The sequence below is a fragment of the Nonomuraea sp. NPDC050451 genome, assembly GCF_044458585.1.
Genome location: NZ_JBITHZ010000018.1, coordinates 145,560 through 161,501, shown reverse-complemented (window position 1 = coordinate 161,501; position 15,942 = coordinate 145,560). Strand labels below are relative to the sequence as shown.

At 70.0% G+C, this 15,942-nt stretch carries 13 protein-coding genes; 5 read left to right on the top strand and 8 right to left on the bottom strand.

All coding sequences use genetic code 11. The features are described from left to right. The first annotated feature begins 20 nt into the window (after window positions 1–20). Window positions 21–1,217, top strand: coding sequence for an MFS transporter (locus tag ACIBI9_RS40520; RefSeq protein ID WP_397230510.1), 1,197 nt, complete (start codon window positions 21–23; stop codon window positions 1,215–1,217). On the opposite strand, the gene uidA is transcribed toward ACIBI9_RS40520, so the two are convergent. The 4 genes from uidA to ACIBI9_RS40500 all read right to left on the bottom strand — a co-directional run bounded on the left by uidA (window position 1,150) and on the right by ACIBI9_RS40500 (window position 6,087). Continuing rightward, window positions 1,150–2,937, bottom strand: coding sequence for a beta-glucuronidase (uidA, locus tag ACIBI9_RS40515; RefSeq protein WP_397230508.1), 1,788 nt, complete (start codon window positions 2,935–2,937; stop codon window positions 1,150–1,152). The genes ACIBI9_RS40520 and uidA overlap by 68 nt on opposite strands. A 30-nt stretch (window positions 2,938–2,967) precedes the next feature. Next, entirely contained in the window at window positions 2,968–3,765 is a 798-nt protein-coding gene (locus ACIBI9_RS40510; RefSeq protein ID WP_397230506.1) for a carbohydrate ABC transporter permease, read from the bottom strand. 79 nt (window positions 3,766–3,844) lie between these two features. Further along, window positions 3,845–4,723 (bottom strand): carbohydrate ABC transporter permease, encoded by an 879-nt coding sequence (locus ACIBI9_RS40505; RefSeq protein ID WP_397230504.1) that lies wholly within the window; start codon window positions 4,721–4,723, stop codon window positions 3,845–3,847. A 77-nt stretch (window positions 4,724–4,800) separates the two neighbouring features. Further along, window positions 4,801–6,087: a sugar ABC transporter substrate-binding protein gene (locus ACIBI9_RS40500; RefSeq protein ID WP_397230502.1), complete on the bottom strand. Its 1,287-nt coding sequence runs from the start codon at window positions 6,085–6,087 to the stop codon at window positions 4,801–4,803. 149 nt (window positions 6,088–6,236) lie between these two features. Here ACIBI9_RS40500 and ACIBI9_RS40495 point away from each other — a divergent pair, with 149 nt between their 5' ends. The 3 genes from ACIBI9_RS40495 (at window position 6,237) to ACIBI9_RS40485 (ending at window position 8,907) form a co-directional block, all read left to right on the top strand. Beyond that, window positions 6,237–6,863: a TetR/AcrR family transcriptional regulator gene (locus ACIBI9_RS40495; protein ID WP_397230500.1), complete on the top strand. Its 627-nt coding sequence runs from the start codon at window positions 6,237–6,239 to the stop codon at window positions 6,861–6,863. Window positions 6,864–8,261: 1,398 nt separating this feature from the next. Then, window positions 8,262–8,510 carry a DUF1266 domain-containing protein gene (locus ACIBI9_RS40490; protein WP_397230638.1) on the top strand — a complete coding sequence of 83 codons (249 nt, stop codon included), beginning with the start codon at window positions 8,262–8,264 and terminating at the stop codon, window positions 8,508–8,510. A gap of 97 nt (window positions 8,511–8,607) precedes the next feature. After that, window positions 8,608–8,907: a hypothetical protein gene (locus ACIBI9_RS40485; protein WP_397230498.1), complete on the top strand. Its 300-nt coding sequence runs from the start codon at window positions 8,608–8,610 to the stop codon at window positions 8,905–8,907. Here the strand turns inward: ACIBI9_RS40485 and ACIBI9_RS40480 are convergent. Then, window positions 8,843–11,419 (bottom strand): PEP/pyruvate-binding domain-containing protein, encoded by a 2,577-nt coding sequence (locus tag ACIBI9_RS40480; protein WP_397230496.1) that lies wholly within the window; start codon window positions 11,417–11,419, stop codon window positions 8,843–8,845. The genes ACIBI9_RS40485 and ACIBI9_RS40480 overlap by 65 nt on opposite strands. 134 nt (window positions 11,420–11,553) lie before the next feature. Between ACIBI9_RS40480 and ACIBI9_RS40475 the strand changes: the two genes are divergently transcribed. Next, window positions 11,554–11,910, top strand: a complete 357-nt coding sequence (locus tag ACIBI9_RS40475) for a hypothetical protein (RefSeq protein ID WP_397230494.1) — start codon at window positions 11,554–11,556, stop codon at window positions 11,908–11,910. Window positions 11,911–12,017: 107 nt separating this feature from the next. Here the strand turns inward: ACIBI9_RS40475 and ACIBI9_RS40470 are convergent, their stop codons facing one another. The 3 genes from ACIBI9_RS40470 to ACIBI9_RS40460 are packed head-to-tail and all read right to left on the bottom strand — an operon-like array spanning window position 12,018 to window position 15,932. Then, window positions 12,018–12,446 (bottom strand): response regulator transcription factor, encoded by a 429-nt coding sequence (locus tag ACIBI9_RS40470; RefSeq protein ID WP_397230492.1) that lies wholly within the window; start codon window positions 12,444–12,446, stop codon window positions 12,018–12,020. 40 nt (window positions 12,447–12,486) lie between these two features. Beyond that, complete coding sequence (locus ACIBI9_RS40465) at window positions 12,487–14,319, bottom strand: glycoside hydrolase family 2 protein (RefSeq protein ID WP_397230490.1); 1,833 nt, start codon at window positions 14,317–14,319, stop codon at window positions 12,487–12,489. Beyond that, complete coding sequence (locus tag ACIBI9_RS40460) at window positions 14,316–15,932, bottom strand: alpha-L-arabinofuranosidase C-terminal domain-containing protein (RefSeq protein WP_397230488.1); 1,617 nt, start codon at window positions 15,930–15,932, stop codon at window positions 14,316–14,318. Before ACIBI9_RS40460 ends, ACIBI9_RS40465 begins: the two co-directional genes overlap by 4 nt. Window positions 15,933–15,942 lie beyond the last annotated feature (10 nt).

Genomic DNA, 15,942 nt, shown 5'->3' with positions numbered 1-15,942 from the left:
GCCGATACAGGAGAAGCAGGATGGACAGACCCAGCACCGCACGGTCGATCGGCGCGCTGGTCGCGCTGTCGGTGTCGACCTTCATCTACGTCACCACGGAAACGCTCCCCATCGGCCTCCTCCCGCTGATCGCGGACGACCTCTCGACCTCGCCCTCGGCCGTCGGCCTGCTGGTGACCGGTTACGGGCTGATGGTCGTCTTCGCCTCCGTCCCGCTGACCCGGTTGACGTACCGGATGCCGCGCCGTCTCGTCCTGACGAGCCTGCTCGCCGTGTTCATCGCGGCCAACGCGCTCTCGGCCGCCGCGACGACCTACGGGGTCCTCCTCGGCGCCCGGGTGGTGATCGCGCTCAGCCAGGCGCTGTTCTGGGCCATCGTCGTCTCCACCGCCACCGGCCTGTTCCCGCCACGCGTGCACGGCCGCGTGGTCGCCGTGGTGTTCGCGGGGAACTCGATCGCCGCCGTGCTGGGCGTGCCCGCCGGGACCTGGCTCGGCCAGCAGGCCGGCTGGCGGGCGTCGTTCCTCGCGCTCGGTGCGGTCGGCCTGCTCGCCCTGGTCGCGATCGCGTCGCTGTTACCGGCCGCCCCGGCCGGGGCCGATCCCGTCACCAAGGGCACCGCTCCTGACGCCCGGGCGTACTGGCGGCTGATGGCGATGGCCACCCTCGCGGTCACCGGAGCGTTCACCGGGTTCACCTACGTTGCCCCGTTCCTGACCGACGTGAGCGATTTCCCCGCCGCGGCGATCGGGCCGCTCCTGCTGGTACGGGGCATCGCCAGTTTGCTGGGCGTCGCCGTCGGCGGGCACCTGGCCGACCGCGACGCCCGGGCGGCGATGGTCGTCCCCGTGGCCGCCCAGAGCGTGGCGCTGCTCGGGCTGTACGTGCTCGGTGACGTGCCGATAGTGGCGGCCGGGCTGGTCGCGCTGACCGGGCTGGCGTTCTCCGCCATGTGCACCGCCGCGGCCAGCCGGATCCTGCAGGTCGCCCCGGGCAGCGTGGAGCTCGCCTCGGCGGGCGTGAGCACCGCGTTCAACGTCGGGATCACCGCCGGGGCGTTCATCGGCAGTGTCCTGCTGCCCGGCTTCGGCGTCCGGAGCACCGCGCTGGTGGGCGGGGTGCTGAGCCTGGCCGCGCTCGCCCTGACGATCACTCCTCTTTACGCCAGCGGGCGCGCAGGTGGAAGGCGGCGGTCTTGGGACGGCGGTCGCGCGTGAAGACACCCTTCTTGTTGCCGTCGACGCGGAAGACGCCCGGCGTGGTGGCGAAGTCGGCGAAGTTCCAGACCTGCTCCCCCACCACCGCGTCGACCCGGTCGAAGACCCGGTGATACACGTCGAGCAGGTCGGTCTGGTACTCCTCGGTCCAGGGGGCGGGCACGATGCTGCGCAGGCCGGGGTAGGTGTCGGCGCCGTACTCGGTGATGACGATCGGCTTGTCGTGCGTCTCCGCCCACTGCCGCAGTTCGGCCTCCAGCGCGGTCTCGGCCGCCGCCAGGTCGCCGGGGCCGAAGTACCAGCCGTAGTAACGGTTGAGCAGGACGACGTCGAACAGGTCGGTGACCACGCACTGGTCCGGCGTCGCGAGCAGCGCGTTGACGTAGGCCACGGGCCGGGTCGGGTCGAGGCGGCGGGCTTCTGCGGCGAGCGGGGCGAAGTAGTCGCGCGCTTCGGGCTGGACGTGGTCGGGTTCGTTGGCCACGGACCACAGCACGACGCTGGGACGGTTCTTGTCGCGGGTCACCAGCTCCCGGATCGCCTGCAGGTGGATGTGCCGGGTGTCTTCGCTGATCGTGTCCGGGGAGAAGGTGGACACCCGTTCGCCGGAGTTGAAGACACCGCCGCCGATGTTGAGGTTGAGCCCGACGGCCGCGGTCTCGCCGATGACGACCACGCCGTGCCGGTCGGCGTAGTCGAGCACCTCCTCCGCGTACGGGTAGTGCGAGGTGCGGAAGGAGTTCGCGCCGATCCACTCCATCAGGGCGAAGTCATGCACCATCAGCACGTCGTCGTGCCCCTTGCCGCGCACCGCCGCGTCCTCGTGCTTGCCGAACCCCCTGAAGTAGAAAGGGGTTCCGTTGATCAGGAACTGCTTCCCGCGTACCTCCACCGTGCGCACGCCCACCGGCTGGCGGTAGCTGTCGGCGACCTCCCCCGATGTGCTGAGCAGCGTGGCCTCGAGTTCGTAGAGGTAGCCGTCGCCGGGCGCCCAGGGATGTACGTCGGGCACCCGCAGGGTGCCGGCCGCGCCGGTGGCGGCGGCCACCTCGGCGCCCGAAGCGTCGCGCAGCGACACGCGGAGGGAGCCCGTCTCCCCGATGCTGTCCACCCGGTAGCCGATCACGCCGGTGGTGTCGTCGAAGGCCGTGGTCACGGTGATGTCGCCGATGTACGCCTGGGGCGTGGTGTAGAGCCAGACCGGCCGGTGCAGGCCCGCGTAGTTGAAGAAGTCGTGGAAGTAGCGCTGCACCCGGCGGCCGTCGGGACGCTCCTCGATGGTGCCCGGCGGGATCGACGCCCAGCTCAGTTCGTTGTTGACCACGACGGTGACGCGGTTCTCGGCTCCCGGTCGCACGTATGCGGTGACCTCCGCCTCGAACGGGGTGTAGCCGCCTTCGTGCCGGGCGACCTCGGTGTCATTGACCCAGACGGTCGCGCGGTGGGTCGCGGCGTCGAAGCGCAGGACGATGCGCTGCCCGGCCCACGTGGCCGGCACCCACACATTCGCCTGGTACCAGGCGTCGCCCACGTGGTCACGGACCGTCGCGTCGGGGTAGATGTCGTTGTAGCTGGCCGGTACGGGGATGTCCACGGCCCCCGCGAGGGGCGAGCGCCACCAGCCTTCGGTGCGGCCGGCTCCCTCCGCGTCCAGCCGGAACCTCCACAAGCCGGCCAGAGAGCGGCGTTCGCGGGTGGGACCGTCCTGCGGGCGAAGCATGGTCGGTTCTCCTTTCCTGTTCGAGGCCTGCTATTTGAGGCCGGTGTTGGCGATGCCCTGGATGAACTGTTTCTGGAGGAACAGGAACAGCAGCACGATCGGGGTGACGACGGTGACCGCACCGGCGAGCAGCAGACCGTAGTTGGTGCCGTTGGCGCCCACCGAGAACAGGGCGAGCGCGACCGGCAGAGTGTAACGATCTTCGGTCTGGGCGATCACCAGCGGCCACAGGAAGTTGTTCCACTGGGCGAGGAAGGTCAGGATCGCCAGGGTCGCCAGAGCCGGTCGGCAGAGCGGAACGATGACCCTGAGAAAGATGTGTGTCTCGCCGGCGCCGTCGAGGCGGGCCGCTTCGACGAGAGAATCCGGGATGTCCCTGATGAATTGCCGCATGAGAAACACGCCGAGCGGTGTCACGAGGAAGGGCAGGATCAACCCGAGATAGGAGTTGCTCAGTCCCAGGTTGCTGACGAGGACGAAGAGCGGCACGAAGGTCGTGACGCCAGGAATGATCAGCATCGTGAGGACGAGGCCGAACAGCAGGCGTTTCCCGGCAAAGTCCATCTTCGCGAAGGCGTACCCCGCCATGGAGCAGAAGAGCAGGTTTCCCGCGACGCACGTCACGGCGACCAGCGTGCTGTTGAAGAAGTACACCGCGAAGTTCTGCTTCGACAGCAACTCCTCGAAGTTGCCGAGCGTCGGGGAGCGGGGAAGCCAGTCGCTCGGATGCGCGACGATCTCCCCCGTCGGCTTGACCGCCCCCAGGAACATCCACGCGAACGGTGCCAGCGTCGCGATGAGGCCCACGATGAGGGCGCCGTAGAGCATGATGCGGGCGTACCGGACGGGCCGGGGCGCGCTGAGGCCGGACGCGGCCGCAGCGGTGCTCGCGGTCGTGGTGGTCATGTCATGCCTTCGCTCGGAAGATGCGGAACTGCAGGATGCTGAGCAGCGCGATCGCGACCACCAGTACGTACGAGGCGGCCGAGGCCATGCCGTAATTGCCGAAGCCGAATTGCTCGTAGGCGTAGTAACTGATCGATGTGGTGCTGTCCAGCGGGCCGCCGCTCGTCATCACGAACGGCTCCTCGAAGAACTGCAGGTAACCGATGCTCAGCAGCACGGCGACCACCAGCGTGGCCGGCCTGAGCAGCGGCAGGGTGATGCTGCGGAAGGCCCGCCGGCGGGTGGCGCCGTCAACGCGGGCCGCCTCGCGCAGGTCCTCGGGGATGGACTGCAGTCCGGCCAGGAAGATCACCATCGGGATGCCGAAGTGGCGCCAGACGGCCATCAGGATGAGTGCGGGCATCGACCAGTTGGGGTCGTTCAGCCAGTCCGGCCCGTGGATGCCCACGACGGCGAGGATGGAGTTGATCATGCCATCCGGCTGGTAGAGGTACCTCCACACCACCGCTATCGCCACGACGCTGGTCACCACGGGCGCGAAGTACGAGACCCTGAAGAGTCCCTTCGCGCGCCGGATCCCGGAATTGAGTGCGACGGCGAGGGCCAGGGCGATGATCATCGTCAGCGGGATTCCCACGGCGACGAAGTAGAGCGTGTTGAGGGCCGCCCGCAGGAAGGTCGGATCCCCGAAGAGCTCGGCGTAGTGCGCAAGCCCCACGAAGTCGACGCTGAAGGGGGTCCGGATGTCCCGGCTCGTGATGTCCGTGACGCTCATCGACAGGGAGGAGAAGACCGGCCATACGCCGAAGGTGGCGAAGAGCGCGATGAAGGGTGCGCAGAAGCCCCACGCGACCAGGGTGCGCCGGGCGCGTTCCGGCACCGCCCGCGGTGGCCTCGTGCGCCGCGGTCCGGCAGCCCGGCCGGGTGCGGATTTCACGGAGGCGAGAGAGGTCATCCCTACGCTCCGGTCCCGATCGCCGACGCCTTCTTCTGGATCTCCCGCAGAGCCGCTTCCGGTGAGCTGACGCCCTTGGCGACCTTTTCGATCTCGCCGTCCAGCACCGCGGTGACCTGCCGCCAGGTCGTGGTGTTCGGTCCTGGCTGTGCCGTCGTCAGCTGGGTGCGGAACACGGCCAACGTCGCGTCGGTCGCGAGCTTGCCCTCGTTCCAGGCCGACTGGACGGCGGGCAGGTCTCCGGACAGGTCGTACCAGATCTTCTGGACCTCAGGACCGGCCAGCCACCGGATGAACTTCCATGCGCCCTCCCGGTTCTTGGCATCCTTGAACACCGCCCATTGGCCGCCGCCGATGTAGCCGGCGTTGGACTTCGGTCCCGACGGGAGCGGTGCGATGCCCACCTTGTCGTCGACGAAGGACGGGCCGCCGGCGGATTTCAGCAGGTTCACCTCCCAGGGGCCGGAGATCAGCGCGGCAGTGGACCCGGCGACGAACTGCGGCTCGATCTCCCCCAGGCTCACCGGGCCGTTCGGGCTGGTGATCTTCGAGGCGATGAGCGAACGGTAGAACTCCAGCCCCTTGAGCGCCTCCGGCGTGTCGAAGGTGAACGTGCTCCCGTCCTCGCTCGCGATCCGGGCTCCGGCCTGCCACATGAACGGCACGACGCTCTGCCAGGTCCCCGTGGCGCCGGTGGGCAGTGACAGCCCCCACTTGGCCCCTTGCTTCTGGAGGGCCTTGAGGAACGGGCCGTACTCGTCCCAGGTCTTGGGTGCGGAGACCCCGGCCGCCTGCGCGAGGTCCTTGCGGTAGAACAACGAGCGGGTTTCCACGTACCAGGGGACGCCGTACTCGGCTCCCTCGAAGGTGGTGCTCTGGACGGCGCCGCGGTAGAAGGCGCTGTAGTCGACGAGCTCGGACGGGACCTTGTCCAGCCCGCCCGTGGACGCGAACGCCGCGAGGTCCACAGCACCCACCATGGTGGCGTCAGGAGTGTCTCCGGAGGCGATCGCCGTCTGCACCTTCTTGGCGTAGTCCTGCCAGGGAACCGCTGTCACCTCCACCTTCGCGCCGGGGTTCGCCGTGCTGAACCGGGCGGCCAGCTTGGGCAGAAGCTCGCCCTCCGTTCCCATCGCCCACACGGTGATGGTGCCGGCGGCGGGTTCGGTGTCGATCAGGGCGCCCGCCGCGGCCTGCTCCGGCCGGGCGTCGGACCGGCCGCAGCCGGTCAGGAGTAGTGCGACGGCCAGACCGCCGACGAGTGTCTTGGCAACATTCGGGGTGAACATCGATGTCCCGTTCCTCTCCACCCGATTCGCTTCTTCCGCACGTCGTGGTGTGGGTGAGCGAGACGCTACCTCAAAAACCGAACAGTTGCTACATTTTCCTTGTCCCGAATTCACCGGCGGTAGCCGCGAGGGCCCATAGGGTTGATGCCATGACCGATGAGACGGTGAGCCGACCAGGCGCTCGGCGGGGCCCCTACGCCAAGAGCGCGCGCCGCCGAGCCGAGATCGTCGCCTCCGCGACCTCCGTCTTCTCGGCACGCGGATACCGGGGCGGGTCGCTGCGGGAGATCGCGAAGCAGCTCGACCTCAGCCTGACCAGCGTCGTCCATCACTTCCCCAGCAAGAGCGAGCTCCTCGTGGCCGTCCTCGAGAACGCCGACTCCGCGCACGCCGGCTCCTTCGATTCGGACAGCCGGAAGGAGGGGGTGGCGTACGCCGTGCTGCAGTACGTCCGCCGGAACCTCGAACGGCCCGAGATGCTGAGGCTGCTCGCCCTCATGGCCGCCGAGTCGTCGGCGCCGGACCATCCGGCGCATGAGTGGTTCCGTGACAGGTACGACAGGACGATCGGCCTGCTCGCGATCGCCGTCCGCCGGGACCAGGGCGAGGGCCGCATCTCCAACGCCAGGGACCCCAAGGGCCTCGCCGAGTCCCTCGTGGCCCTGTGGGACGGACTTCAGCTCCAGTGGCTCATCGACCCGCGCCGCGACCTCGTCGCGGCGATGACGGCGGCGTTGAAGGACCTGCTGGGACCGCACGTTCCCCTCAGCACGTAGGCACCTCGTCCGGGGCGCAGCCGTGCCGTGACGGGCGTCGCCGCCGGCACGCGAGAAGGCCGACAGCTCACCGGCCCGGCACACGCCGCCGCGTACCGGATTCGGCGGCACCGCCGCGCCGAGGGAGAAGGCGGCGCTGTACCCTGCCCGCCTCCGCGCAACATGACATCGCCAACGCGCTCGCCGAGGGCGATCCCAGCCTCTGAGCGCTGGTCAGACGGAGGTTTCCGCTGGTCATCGGCTGCGCGCCCCGCAGGATTCGAAGCTGTGACGCCTGGCGGGATGTTCCGAGGCGTGCGAGCATGCACCGTGCAGGGCGGCATCCGCGCCCCACCCCGAGATCCGCCCCTGAGCAGGGATATGGGGCACTTGTAACGTAGTGGGGCATGGGAACGTGGAACGGCATGAGCCCTGATCTCATGGCGAGACAGGGCGCGTCCAACGAGAGGAAAGCGGCGGCACCCGTCCCTGCTTGGCACGCGCCCACCGACATCGAACGCGGTCTGTACGAAGCCAAGATGCGGGGCGACTGGGCTGCGTACTTCGACGTCCTCGCCACCGCGAACCTCTATCACGCGATGTCGCGCGCCCATGCGGATTCCCGACCCGGCTGGGTCAGCTACACCCCCACATACTGGGGCACGCCGCCTGGTACCAAGTCTCTTGCGTTCTTCACCGACGGGATGCTTCCGGCGCCGGCGTCCGACCCGGTCTTCTTCCAAGACGACCTGGGCGAACTCGCCCAGAATTGGCCTCAGGACGACGAGTGGCTGGCCATCAACCCCGGCAGCCCTTGCGAAGCGTTCTTCCCCGCGACGGCCGCCCATCGGCTGGTGTGGCGTCGGCATGCCGAACGGATGCCCCACCCGCGCCGAAACGAACTGCGCACGCTGTGGGCCGGGGGCCCGCTGCACGGTCCGGTCGCCCATGGCCTCGCCTGCGGGGCGCTTCTCTGCGTGAGCAATGCCTCGCTCTGGAACGCGATGGGCTGGCATGGCACCGGCTACGTTCGCGAGCGGAAACGCCTCAAGGAGTGGTGGGAGATCACCAGCCGCGAAGGGTGGCTGCGTGCTGAGGAGAGGCTTCTCAACGGCCAGATGAGCAGCCCGTTCTGGGGATTGGTCCTGAACGTGCGCAGCGTCCTGGCCCGCGATTTCGGCGGCATGGTCGAGATCGACCACTGGCGCCAGGTTACCTCGCGAGTCATCCGGAACCGCGCGGCAGACAGGGACACCGCCTCCGACGGCGACTCCGAGACGGAGGCCCAAGTCGCCGGAGCGCAACGGCTCATCGGACGAATCACACGATACGAGGCGCGATTCCGTGCAGACGGGCTACTCGCCAAAGGGCAGATTCGTCCACACGGTGGAGGCGTGGGACTACGGGCGGGCTTCGAAGATGGCCCGCTGGGGACTCGGTGCCCGCTACTGCGACCTGGCGGAGGCCGAACGGGCGGTTCTCCGCGCCGGACGCCTCAGCCGGATCAACTACCGTTCATGGGAAGAGTTCTCAGCCGCCTACATCCTGGGACGTTGCCTCCATTTCGATGAGGAGGAATTCGGTGACTGGTACGGGGAAATGCTCAACGCACACAGAATCCTGACGACCGACCGGAACAGCCCGTGGCTCAACATCCCCTTCAGATGACCAAGCCACCCCGGCAAGGTACCGGGAGACCCGGGATCCGGAGCGACGCCCTGCTCGTACCACTTGACCTGCATGGACGGAGCCTTCGGCAGCCCAGGTGGCGCTGCAGAACCCGCCGTACCATCTGGGCTGGAAGCTGCTGGTCGCGCGCAACACGATCGCGCAGGCCTCCCGCTTCACGGTCTCCCTGGACATCGGCCCGGACGACATCCCGGCGAACGAGTGGCTGATCGGGCGTTACGGCGCGGTCGCGGAGACCGTGCTGGAGTGGTGGAAGAACGACATTGACGACGAAGGGCGCGCCTGGCTCACCAAGCGCACCCCGCTGATGGTCACTCAGGTTCCACGCGCACCGTGCCCGCCGTACCGTCGATCGTTATCAGCTGCCCGGTCCTGATCTCGCGTGTGGCACCGCGGACGCAGATGACGGCGGGGATACCGTACTCGCGGGCCACGGTGGGCCCGTGTGCCACCGGCGAGCCGGTCTCGGTCACCAGGCCGGCCGCGGTCATGAACAGCGGTGTCCAGCCCGGGTCCGTGGTCGGCGCCACCAGGATCTCGCCCGGTTCGAGATGCGCGCCGACAGGGTCGTGGATCACCCGCGCCCTGCCGGTTGCCTGCCCGGCGGCTCCGGACATCCCGGTCAGCGTGCCGTCCTGCACCGGCTGAGCGGGGGCGAGCGTCTCCACGTCGGTCCCGTCCGACAACAGGGCGCCGGGAACGGTGGGCCGCCGCAGCTCCCGCTCGTATTCCGCGCGCCGCGTCGCGGCCGGTTCCCGATGGTCGATCCCGTGGTGTACGGCCGCCCAGGCTTCGCCGAGATTCAGGAACATGATGTCGTCGGCGCGCTCCAGCCGACCGCGGCCGGCCAGGTCCGCGCCGACCAGGAGGAGTTGCCGCCGGGCCGCCTGGATCGCCGGCAACCAGGCGAACTTCCCGATCTCGCGCAGCCCGGTGAGCTCGCGCGAGCGGCGCATGAAGAACACCGCCAGCCGGCCACGTACCGGCCGCCTGCGCCGCGCCCGCCGCGACAGCGTCTCGATCATCCGCTCCGCCCTCGCCGCCGCGGCCTTGAACCGCGCGTCGGGCGCCTGATCGGGATCGTCGACCTGGAGGTAGTTGGCGATGGTCGAGAACAGCGGTGCCGGGTCATCGTCCCAGTGGGGCACGCCGACGTCGATCTCGGCCGCCGCGCGCATGCCGTACCTCTCCAGGAAGTCCGCCATCCCGATGTCCGGGAGCTCACCGGCTAAGTACTCGGCGGCAAGGTCCTCCGGTGGCGTGTTGAGGAACAGGTCACGGTGCTCGCGGGCCTTCACGGCGAGATCCCAGAGCTTGAGGTCCATCTCCGTGGTCACGTTGTACGGCATGCCGCCGAGGACGGTGTCGAGTTCCTCGTCCGTGGCGACGCCCTTGAGCAACGCGGCCGGGATCATGCCGCTGATCATCCCGGCCACCAGGGGCCCGAAGATCCCATGCATGTCGGGGCTCATGATCCCCTTGTGGGAATCCTCGATCACCCAGCGCAGCCGCTCGGCGGACGTGGCGGACTCGCCCGGTGGAGTGATCAGCCGCTTGATCTCCGCAACGCCACGATGGGCGCGAGCGCGAGCGCGAACCGGGTGGGCCAGGCTCGACACCACTCCGGCGATCGCCGCGGGCAACAGCCGAAAAGTGCCCTTGAGCGCGGTGCCGGCATGGAACGGCAGGCCGGGTCGCGGCGCGAACCGCGGATCGTCCAGCATGCGCAGCACGGCACCCTGCACCCTCGGCCCGTAGACCTCCAGGGAGGTTCCTATCCGCTTCCGCATGGCCTTGCTGCGCATGAAATCGGTCACATCGAAGAAGAGCCGGCCACCGACGGGGACCAGCCGGGGCAGCGGGTCACGCCGATCGATCTTGGCCCCTACGGCCTCGAACCACAGGGCCGCACCCGTCTTGAGCAGGGAGACACCCATCGGGGTGCACGGGCGAAGCATGCCCTGCGTGTGGCCGAACTCCAGGTAGAGCCGCGTATCACCGGTGTCGGGCGGCAGCGGGAAGAGGGTGGTGATCGGCCGCGACTGGAGCAGCCAGAGTGTGCCCTCGGCGTCGATCGCCCACTCGATGTCCTGCGGCGAGCCGAAATGCTCCTGCAGGCGGGATCCCGCCGCGCGCAGCTGTTCGAGCTGCTCTTCGTCGAGGCACCCGTCAGGGTTCGGTACGGCCGGCGCCCGCCGATCGAGAACGTGATGGTCCGGCACGACCGTGCCCTCGACGATGGCGGTGCCCAGGCCCGGGGCGGCGTCGACGACCATTTCCGCGCGGCAGCCGGTGATCGGGTTGGCGGTGAAGAGCACGCCGGCGGTCGTCGGGTCGATCATGCGTTGCACCACCACGGCCATGGCCGCCTCGTCGATGCCGGCGGCGGCGCGGTAGGCGACGGCGCGCTCGGTGTACAAGGAGTCCCAGCAGCGGCGGACCGCGTCGATCAGTTCGCCGGCGCCTTCGACGTTGAGGTACGTATCCTGCTGGCCGGCGAAACTGGCGTCCGGCAGGTCCTCGGCGGTGGCGCTGGAGCGAACCGCCACCCGCCCGCCGCCGAGCTGCTCGTAGGCCTCGACCAGGTCCTTCTCCGGGAGCTCCCTCGACCGGTAGGACTCGACGGTCAGGCAGAAGCCGTCCGGGACACGCTCGCCCGCCTTGATCATCTCCCCGAGCCCGGCGCCCTTACCGCCCACGAGGTCGAGCATGGAGGAATCCACGTCGGACAACCGGATCAGTTTCATCGCGCCTGCTCTCATGGCCGACACCAGAACGACATTGCCGACCAGGCTTCCCGGCGCTCCACCTTCGACGCTAACACCGTCAAGGTGCGCGCACCAGGCCACGCCTTCGCCGCTTCCACTGATGTCCCGCAGAGCCTGCACGTATAGGTGCCGCGGATTGGGTAGTGGCACTGCGCAACGTCTGCCCTCGGTCACGCAGCGGCCGGCAGCGCAGCGAACGATCGCCAACGGGCCTCGACGGCCCGATGCCTAGAAGAGATTGCCGGGGAGCACCCATGACGCTCACCGATCAGATCAAGAAGATCACCAAGTCCAAGCCGTTTTACGCAGTCGCGGGCGCGGGCGGCTACGCCGTCGACAACGTGCGCACGTTGCGTGGTCGGCTGAGGACCAAGCTCAGGGCCCGCCGGGACGAGGTCCGCAAGCACGCGGGCACCACATCGACCAGGGCGAGCAGGGTCTACGACGATCTCGCCGCCCGCGGGCGCAAGATGGTCACCCGTGCAAGCCACGAACCCGCTCAAGGGCGCGATGAGGTCTCCGGGACGGCCGAACCGGAGCCCGTATCGAGGGAGAGCAGGGTACCGTCCAGAAGGATCACACCACGCCCGAAGAAACCCACGAGCGCGTGACCCCAGGCCATGCGGCCCCGTACCCGATGCTCGGAGTGCGGGGCCGCTCGCGTTCGACCAGCACCCGCGCCACCCACGGGACGGCCGCAAACCGGCCACGGCGGAGGTCACCGGCCCCTGACGTCGGGCATGCGCAGGAGGACGGCCGCAAGAGCGGTTCGGGAGGAGACCTCCAGTTTGCGGTAGACGCTGGCGAGATGGGCCTCCACCGTCCTGGGACTCAGGAAGAGCCGGTCCGCGATCTCGCGGGAGCGCTTCCCCTCGGCCGCGAGCTCCGCGATCTCCCGTTCGCGTTCGGTGAGCAGGCCCAGCCGTCGTGGCGGTGCGACGGCCGCCTCCGCGTCGTCGGCGGAGCGGCCGGCAGTGTCGCGGTCTCCGCACCGCAGCGCCGCCGTGGAGAGCAGGGCCAGCAGCTCCGCACGGAACTGCGGCTCGGCCAGCGGCAACCACGTGCCGCCTCCTGCCTCCAGCAAGATCTGGACGCAGCCCCGCGCGTCCCCGCTCATCAGCCGGATCTGGGCGAACTGCGCTCGCACAGCCGGCCCCGTTACCCGGCCAAGGGTGCGTGACAGGCCACTAGCGGTCCCTGGCCGCGCGGCGGGCTGTGTCGATGGCCTCGGCGGGCACCGACCGGGCCGGGCGGGTGAGGATGCGGCGGATGGTCTCCGCGGGCACCTTGGGCTCGCGGTCCTCGGTCAACAGCCCGTTCCGCTCCTGCTCGGTGTCCGTCAGCTGGGTCCAGCACAGACCGGCCAGCTCCGGGTTGTCCAGCACCGCGTCCACGAGCTGCCGGAACTCCTCGGCCAGCTCCTCGGTGGAGCCGACGGTGCCGTACCCGTACCAGGGCGCGTCCTGTGCCGGGCGGAGGCTGGTCCCGCCGATCTCGGACAGCACCACCGGCTGCCCGCGCCGGACCGGGTCGCCGAGCAGGGCGACGTGCCGCGCGGGCGGGCGGTCGCCGAGGATGCGCGCGAGTGCTTCGGGACCGGCGTAGCGCTCTCGGATCGACTCGCCGGTCGGCGCGTAGTCGTGCAGTCCCCAGATGTCGCTCTCCGTGTGCTCCCACCCGTCGTTGGAGATCACCGGCCGGGTGCCGTCGAGCGCCTTGGTGAGGTGGTAGAACGCGGTGGTGGCGTGCCGCTGCTCGGGTACGTCCGCCGCGTGCCAGACGCCCCAGCTCTCGTTGAACGGCACCCACGTCACCACGCACGGATGGCTGCGGTCGCGGGCCACGACCTCCAGCCATTCACGGGTCAGCCGCTCGACGGTGCGGGGCGCGTACTCGTACGCGCTGGGCATCTCGCTCCACACCAGCAGGCCGAGCCGGTCGCACCAGGCCAGGAAACGCGGGTCCTCGACCTTCTGGTGGATCCTGACGCCGTTGAACCCCAGCTCCTTGGCCAGCTCGACCTCCCGGCGCAGCGCGGCGGCGTCCGGCGCGGCCAGGTGCGAGCGGGGCCAGTAGTTCTGGGCCAGGACCAAACGCAGGAAGCGGGGCTGGCCGTTGAGAAGGAAACGGCCGTCCCTGACGTCGGCGCTGCGCAGGCCGACGTACGAGGTGACCGCGTCGATCGGCGCGCCGTCGCCCTCGGTCACCTCGACCCTGGCGGCCAGCAGGGTCGGCCGCTCCGGCGTCCACAGCAGGCGGCCCTGCTCCATCTGGTGCCGGGCTGCCGGGACGGCGATCGCCCACCGGCCGTCCCGCCGGTCGGCGCGGCACGTCTGCTCCGCCAGGACCTCCTCACCCAGGCTGAGGACCACGCGGACGTCCACGGCGGGGTCCGGCCGGCGGGACAGCTCGACCTCGACGGTGACGGACGCGCCGGGGACGTCGGGGGTCCAGTGCAGGCCGCGGACGTGTAGGTCGGGCACGACCTCCGCCCAGACGGGCTGCCAGATGCCGGTAGTGCGGTGGTACCAGATGTCATGGGGCTCCCCGCGCCAGTCCTGCTTGCCGCGCGGCTGGGTCGCGTCGTCCCACTCGTCCTGCGAGCGGATCACCACGACCTGTTCCTCGCCGGGGACGATGGCCTCGGTGACGTCGAAGGTGAAGGGCGTGTGGCCGCCCTCGTGCTCGCCGACGTACTCGCCGTTGAACCACACCCGCGCCCGGTAGTCCACCGCGCCGAAGTGCAGCAGGAGCCGCTCGCCCGGCCCCGGCTCGTGCTCAAGACGCAGCGTGCGGCGGTACCACACGATCGGGTGGGGCTCAGGGTCGTGGATGCCCGACAGCTCGCTCTCGGGCGGGTACGGCACGGTGATCGCGCGGGTGAAGGCCCCGGCATCGCGGTGCCAGCCCTCGGCCAGGCCGCGATCGCGGTCGTCGGTCGCGTAGCCCCACTGGCCGCACAGGTCCTGCCAGTGCGGGCGGACGAGGAGGGGACGGGGGTAGTCAGGATCGTGGGTCACGCAAGTTCCTCAAGAAGGGTCAGTACGGTCACCGAATGTGGCGCGACCTCCCACGCCCCGCCGCTCGCCTCGACCTCGCCCAGGTCCCGCACGGCGATCGTGTCCTGCGCGCCGAGCGTGTTGACCGCGCCGAGGCCGGGGGCGTCGCCGCCGACGGTGCGCACCCGCGCACGGGCGGGGGTGGCGCCGGCGCTGCCGTCGAGGACGAGCCGCACACGGATGGTCTCGTCGCGGTGCCGGTTCACGACGGCCACCCGCACCGAGCCGTCGTCGGCACGGGTGGCCGACACGTCGATGTACGGGACGGTCATGGGCGCGGTGAGCAGCCGGCCGTCCGGGCCCCAGCTGTCGCCGAGCCGTACCGCTGCTGTCCTGGCCGGGCCGTCCACCTCGGACGGCAGCACGATCCTGCCGGTGTGATGCCGGTAGAGGTGCCAGACGTGGTAGATCGCCGAGCGCAGGGCGCCACCGGGGCGGGCTACCACCAGGCCGTTGGCATTGACCAGGTTGACCGGGTTGGCCATGGCCACGGGCGCGGGCAGGCCGGCGGAGCGGTGGACGGCGTGAAACACTCCGGCGCAGAAGACCAGGTCGGCGACCGTGCGAGGGCTCCACCGGTTCACCCGCACCCGGCGTCCTGGGCCGTCGCCTGCCTCGGGCAGCTCGCGCTCGGCGACGCCGCCGTCGTCGCCGGGCAGCGACTGCGGCCAGTCCTCGGGTTCGAGGTGGCGCATGGTCCACTCGTCGAGCGCGAGCGCGGGCGGGCGCTCCAGGCCCACCTCTGCGGCGAGCTCGGTGACGAGCTGGGAGTAGGCGTGGATCTCCCGCTCGAAGTACAGCGCCTGGGCGACGACGGCGTCGTAGTCGTCGCCGGTCCACAGGTGAGTGCTGGCGCCGTACAGGTGCAGGGACAGGTAGTCCAGCAGCTTGCCCGCGCGGGCCAGTACCGGGCGCGTCCACTGCTCCTGCTGCCAGGGGATGCCGACGCCGACCAGGCGGATCTCGGGGTCGACCAGGCGCATGAACAGGGCATGCTCGCGGGCGGCGGCGGCGTACTCCTCGGCCGTGCGGTGGCCCATCTGCCACGGGCCGTAAACCTCGTTGCCCACGCCCCAGTAGCGCACCTTCCACGGCTCGGCCCGCCCGTTCCCGGCGCGGCGGCCGGTGAGCGTGGTCGCGCGGGCGGAGTTGGTGTACTCGACCCAGCGCACCGCCTCGTCCACGTTCCGGCAGGAGTGCACCAGGTACGGCTCCGCACCCGCCGCCTCGCACCAGGCCAGGAACTCGTCGGTGCCGAAGCGGTTGGACTCCTGCCCGCCCCAGGCCAGCTCCAGCCGGCTCGGCCGCGTCTTGCGCGGGCCGATGCCGTCCTCCCAGTGGTAGGCCGAGGTGAAGTTGCCACCCGGCCAGCGGACCGGCCCGGGGCCCAGCTCGCGGACCAGGGCGAGCACGTCGGCGCGGATGCCGTTGAGCAGGCCGGGCTCGGCGACGGACAGCGGTGAGCCCTCGTCGAACACGCCGCCCTCGATGTTGCCGAAGAACGCCGATTCCAGGAAATGCCCGTAGACGTCGTCATCGATCCGGCCCGCCGGGTGGCGGGTGTCGATCGTCACGAGTGCCTCA